18 protein-coding genes are annotated in these 20885 nt (G+C 68.4%); 8 read left to right on the top strand and 10 right to left on the bottom strand.

The window, feature by feature from the left end:
* The first annotated feature begins 15 nt into the window (after positions 1 to 15).
* The 3 genes from BM199_RS20975 to BM199_RS20965 are packed head-to-tail and all read left to right on the top strand — an operon-like array spanning position 16 to position 3661.
* Entirely contained in the window at positions 16 to 1302 is a 1287-nt protein-coding gene (locus BM199_RS20975; RefSeq protein WP_091674996.1) for a glycosyltransferase, read from the top strand.
* On the top strand, positions 1290 to 2381 hold the full coding sequence (locus tag BM199_RS20970) for a cytochrome P450 family protein (protein ID WP_091674995.1): 1092 nt from the start codon (positions 1290 to 1292) through the stop codon (positions 2379 to 2381). The genes BM199_RS20975 and BM199_RS20970 overlap by 13 nt, the downstream gene beginning before the upstream one ends.
* Entirely contained in the window at positions 2378 to 3661 is a 1284-nt protein-coding gene (locus BM199_RS20965) for an activator-dependent family glycosyltransferase (protein WP_281245729.1), read from the top strand. Before BM199_RS20970 ends, BM199_RS20965 begins: the two co-directional genes overlap by 4 nt.
* Positions 3662 to 3667: 6 nt before the next feature.
* Here the strand turns inward: BM199_RS20965 and BM199_RS20960 are convergent, their stop codons facing one another.
* Together BM199_RS20960 and BM199_RS20955 are read right to left on the bottom strand one after the other, a co-directional pair.
* The gene (locus BM199_RS20960; protein WP_091674993.1) at positions 3668 to 4270 is read right to left on the bottom strand and encodes a response regulator transcription factor; all 603 of its coding nucleotides are present in this window, start codon (positions 4268 to 4270) and stop codon (positions 3668 to 3670) included.
* Positions 4267 to 5457, bottom strand: coding sequence for a sensor histidine kinase (locus tag BM199_RS20955; RefSeq protein WP_091674992.1), 1191 nt, complete (start codon positions 5455 to 5457; stop codon positions 4267 to 4269). Before BM199_RS20955 ends, BM199_RS20960 begins: the two co-directional genes overlap by 4 nt.
* A gap of 145 nt (positions 5458 to 5602) precedes the next feature.
* On the opposite strand from BM199_RS20955, the gene BM199_RS20950 reads away from it, so the two are divergent.
* Complete coding sequence (locus BM199_RS20950) at positions 5603 to 6571, top strand: ABC transporter ATP-binding protein (protein WP_091674991.1); 969 nt, start codon at positions 5603 to 5605, stop codon at positions 6569 to 6571.
* Positions 6568 to 7323: an ABC transporter permease gene (locus BM199_RS20945; protein WP_091674990.1), complete on the top strand. Its 756-nt coding sequence runs from the start codon at positions 6568 to 6570 to the stop codon at positions 7321 to 7323. The genes BM199_RS20950 and BM199_RS20945 overlap by 4 nt, the downstream gene beginning before the upstream one ends.
* A gap of 68 nt (positions 7324 to 7391) precedes the next feature.
* Here the strand turns inward: BM199_RS20945 and BM199_RS20940 are convergent, their stop codons facing one another.
* Positions 7392 to 8087 (bottom strand): response regulator transcription factor, encoded by a 696-nt coding sequence (locus tag BM199_RS20940; protein ID WP_091674989.1) that lies wholly within the window; start codon positions 8085 to 8087, stop codon positions 7392 to 7394.
* Positions 8088 to 8632: 545 nt separating this feature from the next.
* On the opposite strand from BM199_RS20940, the gene BM199_RS20935 reads away from it, so the two are divergent.
* Positions 8633 to 9364 (top strand): class I SAM-dependent DNA methyltransferase, encoded by a 732-nt coding sequence (locus tag BM199_RS20935; protein WP_245788490.1) that lies wholly within the window; start codon positions 8633 to 8635, stop codon positions 9362 to 9364.
* A gap of 20 nt (positions 9365 to 9384) precedes the next feature.
* Here the strand turns inward: BM199_RS20935 and BM199_RS20930 are convergent, their stop codons facing one another.
* The 5 genes from BM199_RS20930 to BM199_RS20910 all read right to left on the bottom strand — a co-directional run bounded on the left by BM199_RS20930 (position 9385) and on the right by BM199_RS20910 (position 14707).
* Complete coding sequence (locus BM199_RS20930; RefSeq protein ID WP_245788522.1) at positions 9385 to 10503, bottom strand: DegT/DnrJ/EryC1/StrS family aminotransferase; 1119 nt, start codon at positions 10501 to 10503, stop codon at positions 9385 to 9387.
* A gap of 2 nt (positions 10504 to 10505) precedes the next feature.
* Complete coding sequence (locus BM199_RS20925) at positions 10506 to 11006, bottom strand: sugar 3,4-ketoisomerase (protein WP_091674988.1); 501 nt, start codon at positions 11004 to 11006, stop codon at positions 10506 to 10508.
* A gap of 137 nt (positions 11007 to 11143) precedes the next feature.
* Positions 11144 to 11953: an SGNH/GDSL hydrolase family protein gene (locus BM199_RS20920; protein WP_425425564.1), complete on the bottom strand. Its 810-nt coding sequence runs from the start codon at positions 11951 to 11953 to the stop codon at positions 11144 to 11146.
* Between the two features lie 68 nt (positions 11954 to 12021).
* Complete coding sequence (locus BM199_RS20915) at positions 12022 to 13212, bottom strand: MFS transporter (RefSeq protein ID WP_091674987.1); 1191 nt, start codon at positions 13210 to 13212, stop codon at positions 12022 to 12024.
* Positions 13213 to 13216: 4 nt separating this feature from the next.
* Complete coding sequence (locus tag BM199_RS20910; RefSeq protein ID WP_091674986.1) at positions 13217 to 14707, bottom strand: GAF domain-containing protein; 1491 nt, start codon at positions 14705 to 14707, stop codon at positions 13217 to 13219.
* Positions 14708 to 14823: 116 nt separating this feature from the next.
* On the opposite strand from BM199_RS20910, the gene exaC reads away from it, so the two are divergent.
* Entirely contained in the window at positions 14824 to 16347 is a 1524-nt protein-coding gene (exaC, locus tag BM199_RS20905) for an acetaldehyde dehydrogenase ExaC (RefSeq protein WP_091674985.1), read from the top strand.
* 155 nt (positions 16348 to 16502) lie between these two features.
* Positions 16503 to 16889: a DUF779 domain-containing protein gene (locus tag BM199_RS20900; RefSeq protein ID WP_091674984.1), complete on the top strand. Its 387-nt coding sequence runs from the start codon at positions 16503 to 16505 to the stop codon at positions 16887 to 16889.
* Positions 16890 to 16939: 50 nt separating this feature from the next.
* Here the strand turns inward: BM199_RS20900 and BM199_RS20895 are convergent, their stop codons facing one another.
* Together BM199_RS20895 and BM199_RS20890 are read right to left on the bottom strand one after the other, a co-directional pair.
* Complete coding sequence (locus BM199_RS20895; RefSeq protein WP_091675120.1) at positions 16940 to 18484, bottom strand: beta-N-acetylhexosaminidase; 1545 nt, start codon at positions 18482 to 18484, stop codon at positions 16940 to 16942.
* Positions 18485 to 18813: 329 nt separating this feature from the next.
* The gene (locus BM199_RS20890; protein WP_091674983.1) at positions 18814 to 20694 is read right to left on the bottom strand and encodes a propionyl-CoA synthetase; all 1881 of its coding nucleotides are present in this window, start codon (positions 20692 to 20694) and stop codon (positions 18814 to 18816) included.
* Between the last annotated feature and the right edge of the window lie 191 nt (positions 20695 to 20885).

Below are 20885 nucleotides of genomic sequence, written 5' to 3'. Positions count from 1 at the left end.
AGGGAGGCGAGGTGTATGCGCGTCACGCTGGTGGCGATCGGCTCGAGAGGTGACGTTCAGCCGTTCCTCGCACTCGGCGCCGGGCTGCGGGAAAGAGGACACGACGTCCGGCTGGCGACGCACGCCGACTTCCGGGATCTGACCAGGGAGGCGGGCCTGGAGTACTTCCCGGTGCCCGGCAGCCCGAAGCACTACTTCGAGTCGCCGGAACTGATCAAGTCGTTACGCAGGAGCCCCTCGGCTCTCCGGCTCGCCCGGACCATGCCGAGGCAGACCGCTGAGGCCGCCGCCGCGGGAACGGCGCAGCTCGATGCCTGTGTGCGCCCCGCCTTCGCGAACGCGGATCTGGTGGTGAGCTCGGTGTTCAACCGCAACGCCTACCTCGCCGAACCACCAGACGTGCCGTGGGCGCTGGTCTCCTGGTATCCGAACACGCCGACGACGGCCTTTCCCGCGATGGGCGCGCCGAGACTTCCGCTCGGCGGCTGGTACAACAGGCTGAGCCACCACATCTCACAGGCGGCGGAGTGGCGGATGTGCAGGCCCATCGTCAACGCGTACCGGCAACGTCTCGGCAAAGCACCGCTCGGGCCGCGCACGCCGTTCTCCGCGCTCGAGCGGGACCGGCCCACGTTCTACCTGCAGAGTCCGGCCGTCCTGCCCGCACCGCCCGACTGGCCCGCGACCAACCACATGGCCGGGTACTGGTTCTGGGACCGGGAGTGGCAGGCGCCGCAGGAGCTGGTCGAGGTGGTGGAGAACGGGCCAGCACCCGTGGTCCTCTCGTTCGGTTCGCTGTGGCCCGCATACCCGGAGAACAGCCTCGAGCTGGTTGCCGATGCGGTACGTGCCGCGGGGCGCAGGCTTGTGGTGGTCGACGGACCCACCCAGGACGACCTGCCCGAAGGGGTACTGCGGTTGCACGACGTCGACTACACCTGGCTGTTTCCCCGTGCGGCCGCGGTGATCCACCACGGCGGCTTCGGGACCGGCGCGGCGGTGCTGCGGGCGGGGGTGCCGCAGGTGGTGGTTCCGATCTTCGTGGACCACCCGTTCTGGGCGGCCACCATGGCCGATCTCGGCGTGGCGCCGAAAGGTGTGCCCGGCGCACGGCTCAGCGCGCCGCGCCTGCGCAAGGCCGTGGCACAGGCACTCGGCGACGCACGGATGCGCGGGCGGGCCGCCGATGTCGGCCGCTGTGTGCGCAGCGACCGTGGCGTGGAGCGAGTTTGCGCGATCCTGGAGAACTGGGTCGCTCCGGACGGGCATGCCCACCGTGAAGAGGCGACTTGGGCACGCTGAGCCGCAACGAGCTCGGCAGGCGGCTGCAGGCGATCCGCGGGGTGATCTGGCAGGAGGCGCTCGCCGGGGACTGGTTCGCCGAACTGCTGCGTGACTACCCGGCTCGCCTGTCGACCGCACCGCGAGGCGAGTCCCGGCCGTCCGTGTCCCGGAGCCAACTCGGGGCGTGGATGGTGCGCGATCCCGACGTGGCCTGCCGGCTGCTGGCAGACGAGAGATTCGGCTTCCGCCGCGCCGACGGGGGCAAGGCCCACCTGCAGGTACTTCCGTTGCCGCGGGCGCATCTCGCCCAGGAACGCGCGGTCCAGCAGGCGATGGTGGACGCGGTTCGCCCGGTACTCGGACAGGCGGCGCTGCGGCGAAGTTCCGGTGCGGTGCGCCGTCGCGCGGAGCAACTGCTGGAGGGCGCAGACACACGTACGGAGTTCGATCTGCTGAACGCCTACGCCGCCCCGCTGGCCACTGCGGTACTCGCGGACGTACTGGGGTTGCAGGACGGGCAACGTGCCGTCCTGGCCGGGCATCAGCTCGGGCTCGGGCTGGTGCCGGACGCGATGGTCAGCCCGCAGACCCTGCCGGACGTGCTCGCACTGTCGTGGGCAACGCGAGAGGTGGAGGAGCTGCTCGCGGAGCACGGCGCGAGCGGGGACACGCTGGGCGGCATGATGGCGGCGAGTGTGCTCTTCCTGGCCACGGCGCCGACAGTCATCGCGCGCTCCGTGGCGCACCGGCTCAGCGTCGGTACGGACCATGGTCCGGTGGACGGGGCGCTGCTGCGCTGGCCCCCGCTGCGGCTGCTGACTCGGGTCGCGCACACCGATGTCGATGTCGAAGGGCACAGGGTGGCCACGGACGAGCAGGTCGTCGTGCCAGTGACCGCAACTGGCGCGCCGGACCGGTTACTGGCTCGCGAGCCGCAGTACGCGCTGATCCGTCCGCTCCTGTCGATGACCGTCGAATTCGCCGTTGACACCCTGCTGGGCCGTCATCCCGGGCTCGGACTTTCGGGTCCGCCGCGCAGGCGCGGCAGGTCACCGGTGACGGGAGCGCTGTCGGAGATGCGGGTGATGCGGCGATGAGCGAGGGGACACCGATGCGGGTGCTGTGCACCACCATCGCGCACAGCACGCACTTCCACTCGATGGTTCCGCTCGCCTGGGCGCTGCGCTGCGCTGGGCACGAGGTGCGGGTCGCGTCGCGGCCCGCGCTGACGGACACCATCACCGGCGCGGGACTCACCGCGGTCGAGGTCGGAAAGGACGACCGCCTGTCCGGCGGCCGAGTCGGCGCAGCCGCTCCGGCTGCGCCCGCAACCGGAGCTTCCCAGGTGGACTTCACCGCGTTGCGTGCGGGTGAGTGGGATCCGCACGACCTGCTCGGCTTCTACACGATGCTCGTCCCTTCGTTCTTCGCCGGGCTGAATGACGACGCGATGATCGACGATCTCGTGGAGGTCGCGCGCGACTGGCGTCCCGACCTCGTCATCTGGGAGCCGCTCACGTGGGCGGGCGCGATAGCGGCGAGGGTCAGCGGGGCGGCACACGCGCGGCTGCTCTGGTCAGCGGATGTTCTCGGCCTTGTCAGACAGCAGTTCCTCGCCGAACTGGCGCGGGTACCGGCTCCGGAGCGGGACGACCCGATGGCGGAATGGCTCACGTGGACACTCGATCGGCACGGGTGTGAGTTCGACGAGGAGGTCGTCGGCGGGCAGTTGACCATCGATCAGGAGCCCCCTGCTGTCCGGCTTCCGGTCCGCGGCCGATCACTGCCGATGCAGTACGTGCCCTACAACGGCCCGGCGGTGCTGCCGGACTGGCTGCGAAAATCCCCTTCGAGGCCACGGGTCTGCCTGACACTGGGCGTTTCCGCGCGCAATGGCCGCGGGCGGACGACGGTGTCCTTCGGGGACGTGTTGAGCGCTCTCGGGGATCTGCACGTCGAGGTCGTCGTGACGGCGAGCGGGCAGGAGAGGGGAGCACTCGGGGAGGTGCCGCGTAACGTCCGCGTCGTTGAATTCGTGCCACTGCACGCCGTGCTGCCCAGCTGTGCGGCGATCGTCCATCACGGTGGGGCAGGAACCTGGAGCACGGCGATCCGGGCGGGTGTGCCGCAGCTGATCATTCCGGAGATCTGGGACACGGGAATCAAGGCCGACCTGATCACGGAAGCGGGTGCGGGGCTGTGCCAGCCGAGACCGACCATGACCCCGCGGTCGGTCCGCGAACACCTGCTCCGGCTACTCGAGGAGCCGTCATTCGCCGAGGCAGCGGCGAGGTTGCGTGCGGAGATGCTGGCACAGCCCACCCCCGCCGAGCTTGTACCGCGGCTGGAACGTTTCGTGGCAGAGCAACGCCGCTGACGGAGCCTAGATCCAGCCTTCCTCCCACGCGCGCCGCGCTGCCCCGTAACGCGTGTCCGCGCCCAGCTTGCCCATGGCGGAGGACAGATAGTTGCGCACGGTGCCGTGTGCCAGGTGGGTCCGTTCGGCGATGGTCGTGATCGTGTCGCCGTTGAGACTGTGCCGCAACAGCTCCAGCTCGCGCTCGCTCAACGGGCAGGCGTTGGCCGTGAGCGCCGTCGCCGCCAGATCGGGGTCGACATAGCGCCCGCCCGCGTGCACGTCACGCAGGATCGCCGACAGTTTCGACGCCGGGGTGACCTTGGGAACGAACGCGCGGACCCCCAGTGTCAGCGCCCGCTTCAGCACGCCGTGCCGCGCGTGCCGGGTGACGATCACCACGGGCATGTCCAGCTCGCGCAGGATGACCTCGGCGGCGGCTAGCCCGTCCAGCACCCGCATCTCCAGGTCGAGCAGCACGATGTCTGGTTGGTGCAGACGCGCGAGTTCGATCGCCTCCTCGCCGTCACTGCCCTGCGCGACGACGCTGATGTCCTCCTCGAGATCGAGCAACGTCGCCAGCGCACCCCGGACGAGGTCCTCGTCGTCGACCAGCACCACTCGAATCATCTGCGCTCGCTCCCCGGCTCTCGTGCCCGTCCCGTCAACTCGAACCAGTCGTGGCCGGTCTGGGCCGCGGTCACCTCACCGCCGATTGTGCCGAACCGCTCGCGCAGGCCGAGTACCCCACTGCCGTCGCTCACGGTGTCCGGCACGTGTCGCACTCCGTCGTTACCCAGCCGGACGACCGAGGTTCCGCCGGACACCTCGATGCTCAGTACGCAGCGCGTCGCCCTGCTGTGCCGCAACACGTTGGTGGTTCCCTCGCGGACCAGCGCACCGAACGGTTGCTGCAGCGGCGGGGCGATGGCCGCGACCTCACCGCGCACCTCCACCTCGATTCCGGCCGCCTGCATGAGTTCGACGGCGTTCGCCACCTCGGTGCGCAGGCCGACCCTGCGGTAACTGTGCGCGACCTTGCGGGTGTCGGCAAGTGCCGCGCGGGCCAGTTCGGTGAGTTCGGCCGCGTGAATCCTTGCCGCCTGGTCGTCCTTGCCGATCAGCCGTTCCGTCAGCTGTCCCTTGAGGATGATCGCCTGCAGGGAGTGGCCCTGGATGTCGTGCAGGTCGGCGGAGAACCGCAGTCGTTCCCGCGCCGTCGCGAGCTCACCGGCCAGCGCGCGGGCGTGGTCGAGCTCCAGCACCAGGTCCCAGAAACGCACGGTCAACAGGTCGATCACGACGAAGACCGCCACCACGAGGACGCTAACGCCCACCGCGGGCAGAATCTCGACGCCGGGTATTCGTCGCCAGTGCAACGCCAGCGCGACGGTCGCCGCGGTCGCCAGTACGAGGCCGTACGCGAGCCGCGAGCGGACCGCCCGTGGTGCGCTGATGACACCGGCGCCCCCGACCACGGCGGGCAGCAGCGCCCACACCTCCGGCCAGGTCGTGTAGCGCGCCGCATGGGCTGCCAGCACCACGGCACACGCGGAGGTGAGGATCTGCTCGGTGGGCCTGCGCGCCTCGAACGCGACCGCGTTCGCGGTGTACCCGAGAAACCGGATCCGCTGCACCGCTGCCGCGGTCAACGCGGCGGCCAGCAGGATCGTGTTGACCACACCGAAGTCCGTGCGAAACAGGTCAATGGCGACCAGTCCCAGTCCGGTGAGGCCGCTGAACGACAGTGAGGCCCAGATGTAGCGGCGCAGCCAGCTCATTCCGCCGGGTTCGCGCACATCCTGCACATCGGACATGGGTACAGCATGCACGTCCGTCCCCTTCCTCGCTTTCGGAGCATCGCGGGAATGACATCTGTCATGCGGGTCCGGTGTGTCGCACACCGGTAGTGGTGATCCTCGGCCCTGGTAGGGCCCGTCCGGTGGTTCCTATCGTCGAGGTGTGCAGAATCCACTGATCGAGGTGAACGACCTCCGCTGCTCCTATGGCTCCTTCGAAGCCGTGCGCGGGGTGGACTTCGAGGTCAACGAAGGTGAGTTGTTCGCGCTGCTCGGGACGAACGGCGCGGGCAAGACGACGACCATGGAGACGATCGAGGGCCACCGCAGGCCGTCGTCCGGTGTGGTCCGCGTGCTCGGGCTGGATCCGTTCCGGCAACGGAAGCAGCTGCGCAGCCAAACGGGGATCATGTTGCAGGAGAGTGGTTTCGCCGGTGACCTCACCGTCGCCGAGACCGTCTCCCTGTGGCAGGCCATGAGTTCCCGTCGATCGGACACCGGTGCGGCGCTGGAACGGCTCGACCTGGCGCACCGCAGGGACGTCCGGGTGAAGCAGTTGTCCGGTGGCGAGCGCAGACGACTCGACCTGGTGCTGGCCACACTCGGCAGGCCGCGGGTGCTCTTCCTCGACGAGCCGACGACCGGGTTGGATCCCGAGTCGCGCAAGACAGCATGGGAGTTCATCCGCGAACTGCTGGCCGAGGGGGTCACCATGTTGCTGACCACGCATTACCTGGACGAAGCCGAGAGCCTGGCGCATCGGCTGGCGATCATGCATGAAGGTCGCATCGCGGTGTCGGGGAGCCTGGTCGACGTGCTCAGCCAGGAGCGTGCGCAGATCAGTTTCGACCTGCCGTCCGGTGCGAGCGAGCTGGATCTGCCCGAGTTCACCGGGGAACTGGACGCCGATCAGCTGGCGCGAGGACACGTGCACGTCCAGACCTCCAGCCTGGAGAGCGACCTGCGCGCCGTCGTGCAGTGGCAGAGCGCCCATCAGCTCCCGCTGCTGCGGTTTCGCGCGCAGCACGCCTCGCTGAACGACGTGTTCCACGGAGTGGTCGACAGCCATCGCGGTCAGGTGCTGCCCTTTCCGGGCGTACCCGCGGTCGGCGGGAACGGGAGTGTCCGATGAATCTGGTCGGTAGGCAACTCAGGGCGCTGTTCCTCGCCGAGGTGAAGCTCCTCGGCCGGAACTCGGCGGTGGCCGCCACTGCCACGATCTTCCCGATCGGCATGGCCGCCGCGCTGGTCTACTTCGGAAGGGAGAACCTCGGCGCGCTCGGCTGGGCATTCCCGGTGGCGATGCAACTGTTGCTGATGTTCGGCATGACCGTCTACATCACCACCACCCTCGCCCTGACCAGCAGGCGCGAGGATCTGTACCTGAAGCGACTGCGAAGTGGTGAAGTCGCGGACAGCACCGTTCTCGTCGGGGTCAGTTCGCCCGTGATCGTGCTCGGAGTGCTGCAGTGCCTGCTGATCGTCGTGATCGTGGGAGTCTTCGGTCCCGCGGTACCGGCGAATCCGCTGGTGCTGTTGCTGGCCATCCTGCTCGGCGTCGCGTTGAGCGCGACGTTCGGTTTCGCGACCACCGGTCTTGTCTCCAGCACTCAACAGGCCGACATGGCCGCGATGCCGTTCTTCCTTTTCCTGCTCGCCACGGGAGTCTGGGCGGGAACGAACGGGGCCGAGGGACCGGGTGTCGAACAGCTCGTCACACCCGGGGGCGCGTTGGTGGACCTCGCCCAGATCGCTTACGGCGACGCCGGTTCCTTCGCCGCGCAACTGGTCGACGCGCTGCCGGCGTTGGGCGTACTCGCCGTGTGGACCGCGATCGGCGCGGTCGCGGCTCGGCGCTTCTTCCGGTGGGAGAAGCGAATCTGATCGTTCATTCTGCGCAAGGCCCACCCCGCCACGCACATCGCGAGGCGGGGTGGGCACCTCCATGAACTTCAGAGAGCGACCTTGTTCCGCCCCGCCTTGACCAGGCCGATCGAGTGGGCGATCGCCGCTGCTTCCGTTCGGTTGGCCGCCGCCAGCTTGCGCAGGATCCGCAACACATGCGAGCCGACGGTCGCCCTGGTGATGTGCAGTTGCGCCGCGATCATCGGATTGGACATGCCGTGCGCTAGACAGACCAGCACGTCGTGTTCGCGCTCGGTAAGTGAGTCGAGCCGTTCCGAGGAAGGAGTGGAGAACAGATCCATGATGTCGCTGCGATAGTTGCTCAACGTGTGTGGCGACACGAAGAGATGGCGTGCCGACGCGGAATGAATCGCGGCCGCGAGATGCCACGGCGAGTCATCGGAACGGACGACGGAGGCCACACCGCGGGTGAGTACCCCGCTGATCTCCGAGGGCTCACCCGAACACACGGCGACCACCGGTTTGACCCGCGCTCTCTCCGCTTCGTCCGCATCGCCGAACAGCCGGTGCCAGTTGGCGCAGCCCGTCACCGCCGCCGAAGGCAGGATCCAGACGTCCGGACGAGTGGGTCCTGCAGCGCCGAGCATCGCTTCCTCGAACGTCGACGTCGTCCTGGTGAGTTCTATGTGGAATCTCCTGAGGTCGAGTGCGTGAATCCAGGAGAGTCTGCGTTCGTCGTCGTTCAGCTTGCCCGATTCTTCGACCAATCCGATATTTACCATTGATTCCCCAGAGTCCGTGCGGTCACGCAGCGTGGTGACGAGTAACTCATATCGCCCGATGCGACCAAAGCACGCTCAAGGTTAATCGCTAACCAGAATACGTCAAGTCGAGTGACGTAAGCCGCACATCCCTTCCCCTGAGTGATCATCATTGCCACTTTCGGGCTAGCTGCGCCGAGTTCAATACATGAGGAATTCAATGCGGTTGTTCTGCGGGAACGACTCGCCTCGGGTATGCTCGATGAGCGGTTTTGTGGTTCAGACCATTTCGCCGATGCGCGAGCTTGCATGTGTAAATTTTTCACTTCCGCAGCCCTGATTGTCCTTGTTTCGCGTATGGCCACCTTGACGGCATCGGCAATTCACCCCGGGATCTAGTCACGGAGGGTATTCACCAATGCGAAACGTAGCGGCTGTATCCACCAAATGACGGAGGTGAACGCCGCAGGTGCCCGTAGCCCGGTGGATGACGAGCGAATTCGGTTCAGCGAGGCTCGTTGCGATGTTCCTCCAGGGTGGGCATGGGAGAGCCGGGTGAGTGACAAGTGAGCGTGGATCAGGGGTACGCGCGCGAACTGGCCGAGATCTATGACGCGATCTACCTCGGGCGGGGGAAGGACTATCGCGCCGAGGTTCGCGTCGTGCTGGACCTCGCGCGCGACCGGCTCGACCGCACACCGAACTCACTGCTCGACGTCGCCTGCGGCACGGGAGCGCATCTGCGGCATTTCACCGCCGAGGTCAGTCACGTCGAGGGTCTTGAGCTCTCCCCTGACATGCGTCAGATCGCGGCGGAGCGGCTGCCGGAAACGACAGTTCACGGTGGCGACATGCGTGAGTTCGTCCTGCATGACCGGTTCGACGTACTCACGTGCATGTTCAGTTCCATCGGGTATCTCCGAGACCAACGGGAGCTTGACGCGACACTGCGCTGTTTCGCCGCACACCTCACCGGCGGGGGTGTCGTTGTCGTGGAACCGTGGTATTTTCCGGAGTCGTTCCTGTCCGGTTATGTCTCCAGCGATGTCGTCCGCGCGGGCGAGCAGACGATCGCGCGTATGTCCCACTCTGTGCTCGACGGGACGGCGACGCTGATGCGAATCCATTATGTCGTGGGCCATCCGGAGCAGGGGATCCGCCACTTCACCGGCGAGCATCGGATCACGCTTTTCGACCGGTCCCAGTACGAGCGGGCATTCGTCGCGGCCGGCCTGACGGTCGAGTACGTGCCAGGGGGTCCGTCCGGACGGGGGTTGTTCGTGGGAACAGCCGCATAAAGCGATGGCGGCCCTCGGTGTCACCGCTGAGTCGATCGGTACACACTGTCCAGCACGTAGTCCACATCGGACCGAATGAGGTGAGGTCCCATCGGCAGGCTCAGTACCTCTCGGGAGATCCGCTCGGTGACGGGAAAGTCTCCTGTCGTCCACCCGGCAGCCGCGTAGGCCTCGCTGAGATGCGGTGGAACGGGGTAGTGAACCTGGGTCTGTACCCCGTGTCCGGCCAGCGCCGCGCCGAGCGCGTCGCGATTCCGGCTCCGTACCGTGAAAAGATGCCAGGACGGGTCGGTCTGTGCCGCGGGCACGGGGAGGGTCAGTCCCGGGATTCCGGCGAGTCCGGCGAGGTAGCGCTGGGCGACCTGTCTGCGCCGGTTGTTCCAGTCGTCGAGCCGGGACAACTTCACTCTGAGGATCGCCGCCTGCAGTTCGTCCAGCCTTGAGTTGTGCCCCGCGATTTGGTGGCGGTACTTCTCCTTGCTGCCGTAGTTCCGCAGCAAACGCAGCCGCCGTGCGACGTCGGAATCACCGGTCACCACGGCTCCACCGTCGCCGAGTGCGCCCAGGTTCTTGCCAGGGTAGAAGCTGAAGGTGGTCACCGCCCGCGATTCCGAGCCAGCGGTTCTTCCCGCGCGGCGCGCTCCGTGTGCCTGGGCCGCATCCACCACGAGGGCGAGCCCGTTGCTGCGTGCGATCGACCCCAGTTCCGCCATGTCGGCGGGGTGGCCGTAGAGGTGCACCGGCAGTATCGCTGCCGTTCGTGGGCCGATCGCCGCGGTGACGGCGGCCGGGTCGAGGTTGCAGGTACGGTCCTCGGGCTCGGCCGGTACCGGCCGAGCGCCCGTCGCCGACACGGCCAGCCAGGTCGCGATGAAGGTGTGCGCGGGCACCACAACCTCATCGCCCGCGCCGATGCCCAGCGCACGCAGCGCGAGTTCGAGGGCAGACAGTCCACTCCCGACTGTCACACACTCCCGGTTGCCGCAGTAGTCGGCGAACTCACGCTCGAAGTTCTCGGTCTCGGAGCCGAGCAGGTACCTCCCGGAACGCAGAACCCGGCGCCAGGCGGCGTCGAGTTCCTCCGTGATCTCCTGATGGGCCGCGTGCAGATCGAGAAACGGCACCGTTCTGTCCGCGATGGTCACCGGGGAGCGCTCCGGACCGAGCTCAGTTGCCGCTTCTTCTGGCGCAGTGCCCGCACGTCGGCCAGAAAATCGGAGTAGTCGCGGTAGTAGTCCGACTCGTCGTAGTGGGACGACGCAAGCACCAGGCCGACGGCTCCGGGGGAGAAGTTGACCAGGTTGCGCCACACCATCGGACCGACGTACAGGGCCGTGGCCGGGTGGTCCAGTTCGACGGTGGCCGAGCTGAAACCGTCGTCCAACTCGACTTCGAAGTGGCCGTGTACAGCGATCAGCAGCTGTTCGAGATTTCGGTGGCCGTGCGCGCCGCGCACTGTGGAGACCGGAAGGTCGTACAGGTAGTAGACCCTCCTGATGTCGAACACCACGTCCTTGTCCGTCTCGACCACGGCGAGGCTGCCGCGCGGATCCACGTGTTCGGACAGCGAGATCGTGCGGCAGGGGTGAACCAGACCGACCCCTGTTGATCCGCCCGCCGGTTCGATCAACTGCGCCGTCATCGCCACCCCTCCACAATGGCCTGTCGGTAGGCCCTTACGTGGTCTTCGGCGAACCTAACGGGATGATCTCGGTGGTCGCGTCCGTATTCTGGTCGATTGTCCGGGCTGCGCGTCCATCAGTTCTATGAGGGCGGGGGTCAGGACTCCAGTTCCGCGGCCGCGAGCGGCCGGAGCTCCGGCCGCTTCGGCTGAAAGCCGTCGCCGGGGGAGCGTCCGACGAGACGGTTGCGGACCCGGCTGACGGCGACCGGGCGTACCTCGCGCCAGACCCAGCGCGCGTGCCCGAGCATTCCTGGCCGCGCGGGCTCGCCCGGCAGCGGTTCCAGCCACCCGCGATCGAAGGGCACGTCGAGCCTGCGCAGCAGATGCCCTGCGAGTCGCCGGTGACCGTGTTCGCTGAGGTGCAGCCGGTCGGGCCCGAAGTAGCGCAGGTCGCGCACGGACGGGTCGTCGGCGAGGTCGACCACGAGGGCGCCGTGCGTGGCAGCCGCGCTGTGGATGGCGGAGTTGAGCGCCGCGATGCGCGGCTGGAGGCCGCGGGTCATGCGCATTCGCTGAGACAGGTCGCTGAGGGTGAACACCAGCACGGTCGGTGCGACCGCGGTCAGCTTTGCCACGGCTTCCGCCACCCTGCCTGCCACGGCGTCAGGGTCGAAACCGCCGGTGAGGACGTCGTTTCCGCCGCCGAAGAGGGCGACGAGGTCCGGCCGGAACGTGGTGGCCGCGGGGAACTGCTCGCTGATGATCTGGTCAAGCCTGCGTCCGCGAACCGCGAGATTGGCGTACCGGAGATCGGGGTTGTCCGCCGCGAGCCTGGCCGCGACCAGGTCCGCCCAGCCTCGATACCGGCTGCCGTCGGGGTACGGGTCGTCAAGACCCTCCGCGCAGCTGTCGCCGACCACGACGAAACGCTCGTAGCTCATCAGGGCCTCTTCCGTCGCGTTCACCGGCAGTTCATTCGTCGGCCATTGTTCGGCAACCGCGCGTGGCCTGTCCAGCCGACTCTCCTTGCGCGTCAGTTGCGCGGATCGACCGCATGCGGTGGAAGCCGGGGAGCCAGCGCACGCAGTCCGACGGAGGCGACGACCGCCGCTGCCGCGACCACGGCCCACGGCAACCAGACGGCAACCGAGAACAGCGCCACCACCGCGGGCGCGACGATCTGGGCCGAGGCGAACGCGTACTGGTACGAAGCCAGGTAGCGTCCCCTGGACGCGCGGGGAGCCGCGGCTTCGGCGAGTGCGTTGGAACGCGGGCCGAAGACCAGGTTCGCCGCGGCCATCACCAGGGTCGTCGCCAGCAGGTATGCGGGCAGCCAGGACGGGGGCAGCGCGACGGCGGCGACACTGACGAGGCACCACACCGCGTACAGCGCCGAGCCGAGGGACATCGCCCCGGTGCGGGTCAGGCGCCGGGTGAGGCGCAGCGCGAGAGTGCTGCAGAAGCTGGTTACGGTGGTGAGTAGGGCGAGGATCGCGCCCGGCAGCCAGGACGGACCGCCGAGCTGGTCGAGCACGAAGACCGGCATACCGACCAGGAAGAAGTCGAGGGAGAGCCCGAACAGGCTGGAGACGACGATCAGAGCCAGATAGGGCCGGTTGCGAAGCAGGCCCGTGGGGCGTCGCCCGCTTGGCGCGGCAGGGCCCGGCCGGGGTGCCCGCACTCCAAGGCCGAGCAGTATCGCGGCGACGACCAGCGTGACGGCGTTCGCCCCGAGTGCGAGCTGGTATCCGGCTGGCCCCCAGCCGGTCAGCAGTGCCCCCGCCACGAGTGCGCCGAGGCCGAACGAGCCCGCCCGAACCATGGTCACCACCGCGAACGGGCGGTCCTTCAGCACTTCCGGGGACACGTCGGCGACCAGGACGAACAGCGAACAGTAGAAGAGCTGCAGTCCGCCCGCGATCAGCAGAGCCGCCGCGACGACCATGGGCACCCCGTCCGCCAGCAGGTAGCAGCAGGCACCCGCCGCCTGCACCAGTTGCGAGGTGATCACCACGGCGCGCGGCCCGACGAGGTCGACGAGCCTGCCCGCGAGTGGTGGTGCCAGCAGCCCCGCCAGTGTGCCGGTGGTGACCGCCGCCCCCGCGACACCGAGCGGCAGCTGCACCACGCGGGTGAGGTAGATCAGGGTGAGCGGGAGGAACAGACCGGAGCCGAAGTTGTCTATCCCCAGCGCCGTGAGGAGGGCCAGCCGGCTTCTCGTCACTCCGTCACGGTGCCAGGCGCGCCTGGTGCGTGAGTGCGACGTACCTGCGGGGATCCGCGGCCGAGAGGGCGTCGCAGAGTGCGGCGACGACCTCCGGATCGTCCACCCCGCATGAGGTGTCCCAGAAGCTCCAGAGTGCATCCGGGTCGGCACTGTCCAGCACGATCCTGCGGACCAGGGCGACGAGTGACTCCCGTTCCTCCCGTACGGCGGGGGACTCGGAGTCCGGCAGGAGCGGGCCGTCGAAGAAGCCCACGGCCTGCTGTGCCGCGCCCCTGTGCAGGGCGTCGCGTACCCGGAGGAAGTCGGCGTCGATGTCCGCGGCGAGGCGGTACGGGCGGGTCCGCACCACGTCGGAACCGAGCTGGGTGCGCAGCCGGTGGATCTCGGCGCGCACCGTCACCGGGTTGCCCGCGTCGCCGTAGAGCTGGAAGGCCAGGCGGTCGGCGGTGAGCCCGCCGGGATGCAGCGCCAGCAGGGTGAGGATTTCGGCGTGCCGCAGCGTCAGCGGGATCTCCCTGCCGTCCACTGTGGCCACCGGGTCGCTCCCGGAGAGGAAGGTCAGGTTCAGTCGGCGCGCCGGCGCCGCGCCGCGCGGCGTCGCGGAGCGCCGCAGCCGGAGCAGGAACCCCTCCCGCAGCGGTTCGAGTTCGCCGAGCCTGCCGTCGGGCAGCACCACCATGCCGCCGCTCGCGGGAATTTCCACGGTGGCGGGAAGTTGTTCGCAGGACTCGGTGGCGAGTACGCGGCCGGTCGCTGACAACAGCGCGCCCGGCTCGCCGCGCAGCGATTCCAGGTACCGCATGTTCGTCCGGCGCAGCCGTTCGTCGCGCACCGCGAGCTGGGCCCGCAGCTGTCCCTCCGCGAGACCGGCCGATGCGGTGACCAGCGCGAGCATCGCGGGATGCACGGTGCGCAGCGGGCCGCTGACGTCGATCGCGCCGAGCAGCGCGCCGGTCTCCGGGTCCCGCAACGGTGCCGCCGCGCAGGTCCAGGTGTGGTAAGTGCGCACCAGGTGCTCGGCGGAGTAGATCTGTACCGGTTCACCGGTCGCCAATGCCGTGCCCATGGCGTTGGTGCCGATCGCCTCCTCGGCCCACCGGGTGCCCTCGGCCAGCCCGACGCGGTCCGCCCGCACACAGACGCCGGTCGAGCCCTCCCGCCAGAGGATGTGTCCCCCGGCATCGGTGACGATCATGATGTGCTGGGCGTCGTCGGCGATGCTCACCAGCGTCTCGCGCAGCAGCGGGAGCACGGGGGCGAGCGGGTGGGCGGCGCGCACGTCGTCGAGCTCTCCTCGGCCGTACACCTGCGGCGGCAGCTTGCTGTCGGGGTCGACGCGCGCGGCCAGGGAACGGTCCCAGGACTCCGAGATCACCGGGCGCGGGGCGTGCGATGCCGGTTCGCCGGAGAGGACCTCGTCGTGGACGCGACGCAGCAGCCGCGCGTACGAGATCGGATCGCGCAGCATCTCGGCTGTCGGCCGCACCGCCATGTCAACGACAGTAGTGACGCCGCTCACGAGCCTGCAACGTGCGTGCAACGTTGCCCTCCTTACTGTCGCCGCCACCAGCAGGACTCGTGCAACGCAGCAGGAGGGCGGTACAGCTCATGGCCAGGTACGCGGCACCCAACACCGAAGGCAGCGTCGTCGACTACGCGCCTCGCTACGACCACTTCATCGGCGGCGAGTACGTGCCGCCCGCGAAGGGGCAGTACTTCGAGAACCCCACCCCGATCACCGGGCAGCCCTTCACCGAGATCGCCCGCGGTACGGCCGACGACGTCGAACGAGCCCTGGACGCCGCGGAGGGGGCGGCGCCCGCGTGGGGCCGGACGTCGGCCGACGAGCGGGCGAACGTCCTGCTCCGGATCGCCGACCGGATGGAGCAGAACCTCGAGCGGATCGCGGTCGCCGAGAGCTGGGAGAACGGCAAGCCGGTCCGGGAGACCCTTGCCGCCGACATCCCGCTCGCCATCGATCACTTCCGGTACTTCGCCGGTGCGCTGCGTGCCCAGGAGGGTGGCATCTCGCAGATCGACGCGAACACCGTGGCCTACCACTTCCAGGAGCCGCTCGGGGTGGTCGGCCAAATCATCCCGTGGAACTTTCCGCTGCTCATGGCCACCTGGAAGCTCGCACCCGCACTCGCGGCGGGCAACGCCATCGTGCTCAAGCCCGCGGAGCAGACCCCGGCCTCGATCCACGTCCTGCTCTCGCTGATCGGCGACCTGATCCCGCCCGGCGTGCTGAACGTCGTCAACGGCTTCGGCGTGGAGGCGGGCAAGCCGCTGGCCTCCAGCCCCCGGGTGCGCAAGGTCGCCTTCACCGGGGAGACCACCACCGGCAGGCTGATCCTGCAGTACGCCAGCGAGAACATCATCCCGGTCACGGTGGAGCTCGGCGGCAAGAGCCCGAACATCTTCTTCGACGACGTCGCGGCGGCCGACGACGCCTTCTACGACAAGGCACAGGAGGGCTTCACGCTGTTCGCGCTGAACCAGGGCGAGGTGTGCACCTGTCCGTCCAGAGCACTGGTGCAGTCCGGGATCTACGACCGGTTCCTCGGCGATGTCGTCGAGCGGACGAAGCGGATCAAGCAGGGCCATCCGCTGGACACCGAGACGCAGATCGGCGCGCAGGCCTCCAACGATCAGCTGGAGAAGATCCTGTCCTACATCGACATCGGCAGGCAGGAGGGCGCGAAGGTGCTCACCGGCGGCGAGCGGGTGGACCTCGGCGGCGAGCTCTCCGGTGGCTACTACGTGCAGCCGACGATCTTCGAGGGCGATAACAAGATGCGGATCTTCCAGGAGGAGATCTTCGGGCCCGTGGTGTCGGTGACCAGGTTCGACGACTACGACGACGCGCTGAAGATCGCCAACGACACCCTGTACGGGCTCGGCGCGGGTGTCTGGTCGCGCGACGGCAACGTCGCCTACCGCGCGGGCCGTGACATCCAGGCGGGCCGGGTGTGGGTGAACAACTACCACGCCTACCCCGCGCACGCGGCCTTCGGCGGTTACAAGGCCTCCGGCATCGGCAGGGAGAACCACAAGATGATGCTGGATCACTACCAGCAGACGAAGAACATGCTGGTCAGCTACTCCGACCAGGCGCTGGGCTTCTTCTGATCGGCGGCGCACTTCCGCCACGAGGTGTCGTAGTTGCGCACGCGCGGTATCGCACTTTCCCGGGAAAGTGCGATGGGGCAAGCCGGTGACCTGGACGTGCCCGCAAGCGGCCTCGCACTTTCCCGGGAAAGTGCGAGGAAGGGAAGGCGGACGTGATGAGGGCAAGGCGGGTCGACCTGACGGAGGCCGCGGCCGAGCTGCTGCGGCGGCTCGTAAAGCAGCACGGCCCGGTCATGTTCCACCAGTCCGGCGGTTGCTGTGATGGCAGCGCGCCGATGTGTTACCCGCACGGCGAGTTCCGCACGGGCGCGGCCGACGTGCACCTCGGTGATCTGGTGGTGCCCGGGATCGCCGATGTTCCGGTGTGGATGTCCGGTCCGCAGTTCGAGTACTGGCGGCACACGCACCTGACCATCGACGTGGTGTCCGGCAGGGGGAGCGGGTTCTCCCTGGAGGCGCCGGAGGGCGTGCGGTTCCTGATCCGTTCCCGCCTGCTCACCGACGCCGAGGTGGCCGATTTGGACGGCCCCACCGCCGGCTGAGTGCCCCAGACCGGGAATTCGTCGACGAATTCCCGGTCTGGGGACGGTGGTTACTGCCAGTCGACCTGTGGGGAGCGGTAGAAGTTGATGTCCTGCTGTTCCCAGCGCGGTCCCTGCGCGCCGAGCCGCTGCCGGAACGACTCCCAGTCGTGGCTCGCCTCAGTGGACCAGCCGAGCTCCGCGATCGCGGGCAGCCTCGGGAACGCCATGTACTCGATGTCGTCGAGTGTCCGCAGCGTCTCCGACCACAGTGGAGCTTCCACCCCGAGTACCCCGGATTCCGGCACGTCCTGGACGTGGCTGCCCGGGTTCCAGTCGTAGGCGTCCTGCACCTCGACGAAGCCCGCCCACTTCAGTCCGAGCCGGGTGTTCTCGTTGTACTTCATGTCCAGGTAGGCCTTGTTCGCCGGGGAGAGCACGATCTTGTTGCCCCTGGCGACCGCCTCCGCGACGTCGGCGTCCTGGCCGTCGGTGTCCCAGAACTGCCCAACGGCCGAGGTGGGCGGGTCCACCTGCATGATCTCGTCCCAGCCGTAGATGGTCTTGCCGTACTTGGCGACCATCGGCATGACCCGGTCCATGAACTTCTTGTAGTCCTCGTCCGTGGTGGCGTGCGCCTCGTCCCCGCCGATGTGCAGGTACGGGCCGGGGGTCATCTCGGCTAGCTCGCGGATGACGTCCTCGACGAAGGTGTACGTGATCTCCGAGTCGATGCACAGCGAGCTGTAGCCGACCTCGATGTCGGTGCGCGGTGGCACCGCGACCCCGTCACAGTTCAGTTCGGCATAGGCGTGCTGAGCGGCGTTGGTGTGCCCCGGCATGTCGATCTCCGGGATGATCGTGATGTGCCGGGACGCGGCGTAGGCGTTCAGGTCGGCGTACTCGGCCTTGGTCAGGAAGCCAGGGCCTTCGCCGTCGACGCCGGTGCCGGGGCCGCCGCTCTTCGTGGTGAGGTCCGGCCAGCTGTCGATCTGAATGCGCCAGCCCTGGTCGTCGGTCAGGTGCAGGTGCAGGTAGTTGATCTTGTACGCGGCGATGTGGTCGATGTAGGCCTTGATCTCGTCCGGCTCGTGGAAGTGGCGGGCGAGGTCCAGCATCGCGCCCCGGAACTCGAACCGCGGGTAGTCCACGATGCTGCCGCCCGGCACCTTCCAGATCCGCGGCTGCGGGGAGTCCGCGGCGATCTGCGCGGGCAGCAGCTGACGCAGGGTCTGCGCGCCGGAGAACAGGCCGTCGGCGGTGTTGGCCTTGATGGTCACGCCGCGTTTGGTCACGTCGAGCTGGTACCCCTGGTCGCCGACGCGAGGGTCGGTCTTGCCCAGTTGCAACGAGATACTCGGCAGGAAGGAGTGCTTCGCCGAGGTCACCGGAAGGGGGTATCCGGTGGCGGGGCGCAGGGTGCTCGCGAGGTACTTGCCGACCTGTTTGGCCTCCGCCGAGCCGGGCTGGGTGCGGATGTGGGTGAACGGACTGAGCCAGAAGTCGGCCCTGGGGTTGGACTTGGCCTCGACGGGTGCCGGGATCACGTCCGACAAGCTCTGCTGGCCGTGTGACGCCGTGGACGACGTCGGCGGGGTCGCCGCCGCGGTGCCCATCCCAGCCGACAGGCCGAGGGTGGAAAGACCCAGCGTCGCCGCGGCGAGCAGGCTGGTCACGGGTATGCGCTTACGCACAGAACACCTCCGATACGGGGTGAGGAGACCCGTAAAGGTATAGACCAATCTCGTTCCGGGGAAATCCGCCAATTGGAGTACTCGTCCGTCGAGGGGCGCCCGTACCCCACCCGCCCACTTTCCCGGGAAAGTGCCGCGCGCGGCTGCTCCGCCCCCAGCTCCGGGCTTAACGCGGGCGCACTTTCCCGGGAAAGTGCGAGTTTCGGAGGCCCACTTTCCCGGGAAAGTGCGCGTGTGCGGGCCGCGCGGACTCAGGCCGGTCCGCGCAACACCTCGCGGAGCGCGTCGAGCACCGCCGGGTCCTCGATGGTGGACGGCACCGGCTCGTCCCGGCCGTCGGCGATCCCGCGCATCGTCCTGCGCAGGATCTTGCCGGAGCGGGTCTTCGGCAGCGCGTCCACCACGGCGACGTCCCGGAACGCCGCGACCGGACCGATGTCCGCGCGCACCGCGGCGACCAGCTCGTCCCGAAGCACCTTCTCTTCAATGTCCACACCGGACTTAAGGACGACGAAACCACGCGGCAGCTGACCTTTGAGCTGATCGCGCACACCGATCACGGCGCACTCGGCCACCGCCGGATGGGCGGCGAGCACCGCCTCCATCGATCCGGTCGACAACCGGTGCCCCGCCACATTGATCACGTCGTCGGTACGGCCCATGACGAACAGGTAGCCGTCGGCGTCCCGATACCCGGAATCCCCGGTGAGGTAGTAGCCGGGGTAGCGCGACAGGTAGGCCTCCACATAGCGCTCGTCGTCGCCCCACAGCGTCGGCAGCGCCCCAGGTGGCAGCGGCAGCCGGATCGCGATCGCGCCCTCCTGCCCTGCCGGGAGTTCCTCGCCGCTCTGGTCCAGGATCCGCACGTCCCAGCCCGGCATCGGCACGGTCGACGAGCCCGGTTTGACCGGCAGCGGTTCGAGGCCACGCGGGTTGGCCGAGATCGGCCAACCTGTTTCCGTCTGCCACCAGTGGTCGATGACGGGCACGCCGAGGGTGTCGCGCGCCCAGTGGTAGGTCTCGGGATCCAGCCGTTCCCCCGCGAGGAACAGCGTGCCGAAGCGGGAAAGGTCGTACTTGGCGAGCTCGGCCGCGTCCGGGTCCACCTTCTTGACCGCCCTGAGCGCGGTGGGCGCGGTGAACAGCGCCTTCACCCCGTGCTCGGCGATGACCCGCCAGAACGCGCCCGCGTCCGGGGTGCCTACCGGCTTCCCCTCGTACAGCACGGTCGTCGCGCCCAGCAGCAACGGCGCGTAGACGATGTAGGAGTGACCGACGACCCAGCCGACGTCGGACGCCGTCCACCAGATGTCACCGGGCTGGATGCCGTAGACGTTGCGCAGGGACCACGTCAGCGCGACCGCGTGCCCACCGGTGTCGCGCACGACGCCCTTCGGCTTGCCCGTCGTGCCGGAGGTGTAGAGCACGTAGAGCGGGTCGGTCGCGGCCACCGTAACCGGGGCCACGGGCTCGGCATCGTGCATCAGCCCGGCCCAGTCCAGGTCACGTTCACCGAGGTCGGCCCGTGCGGCGTCGCGCTGCAGCACGACCACCCGGTCGGGCTGGTGCTCCGTCGTCGCCAGTGCCGCATCGATGATCGGCTTGTACTCCACCACCCTGGTGGGCTCGATTCCGCAGGACGCGGCCACGATCACCTTCGGCTCGGCGTCCTCGACCCTGGCCGCCAGCTCCTTCGGCGCGAAGCCGCCGAACACCACCGAGTGCACGGCTCCGATCCGGGCGCAGCCCAGCATCGCGATCACGGCCTCGGGCACCATCGGCAGGTAGATGATCACCCGGTCGCCCTTGGTGACTCCGAGCGAGGTCAGCGCACCGGCGAACCGGGCGACCTGGTCCAGTAGCTCCGCGTAGCTGAACCGCTTTTTCGCTCCGGTCACCGGTGAGTCGTAGATCAGCGCGGTCCGCCCGCCGTGCCCGGCCGCCACATGCCGGTCGAGCGCGTTGTACGACGTGTTCAGCTCCCCGTCCGGGAACCACCGGTAGAGCGGGGCGGCGCTGTCGTCCAGTGCCCGGGTCGGGGGCCGGGTCCAGTCGATCGCCTTCGCCGCCTCCAGCCAGAAACCCTCCGGATCCTCCAGGCTGTGGCGGAAGGTCTCGGCGTACGCACCCATCGGCTCTCCTCCTACGGCATCGAGCGGTCTGCTCGCCTCATCATGAACCGTGTGCGCTCGAGCCGCGAGGGTTGCGTAGACGTGTCCAACCTGACGGCCGGGCAACCCCGCCAGTAGGCCACGCGCCATACTGTGTGGCGGCGTGACCGTGTGACGCGGCACGCGTTCGATCGGATCGGCCGGACCGGCGA

Origin of the sequence: Amycolatopsis marina (genome assembly GCF_900111885.1) — a bacterium.
In the GTDB taxonomy this organism is placed as follows: Bacteria; Actinomycetota; Actinomycetes; order Mycobacteriales; family Pseudonocardiaceae; genus Amycolatopsis; species Amycolatopsis marina.
This window is presented reverse-complemented; position numbering and strand designations above follow the sequence as displayed.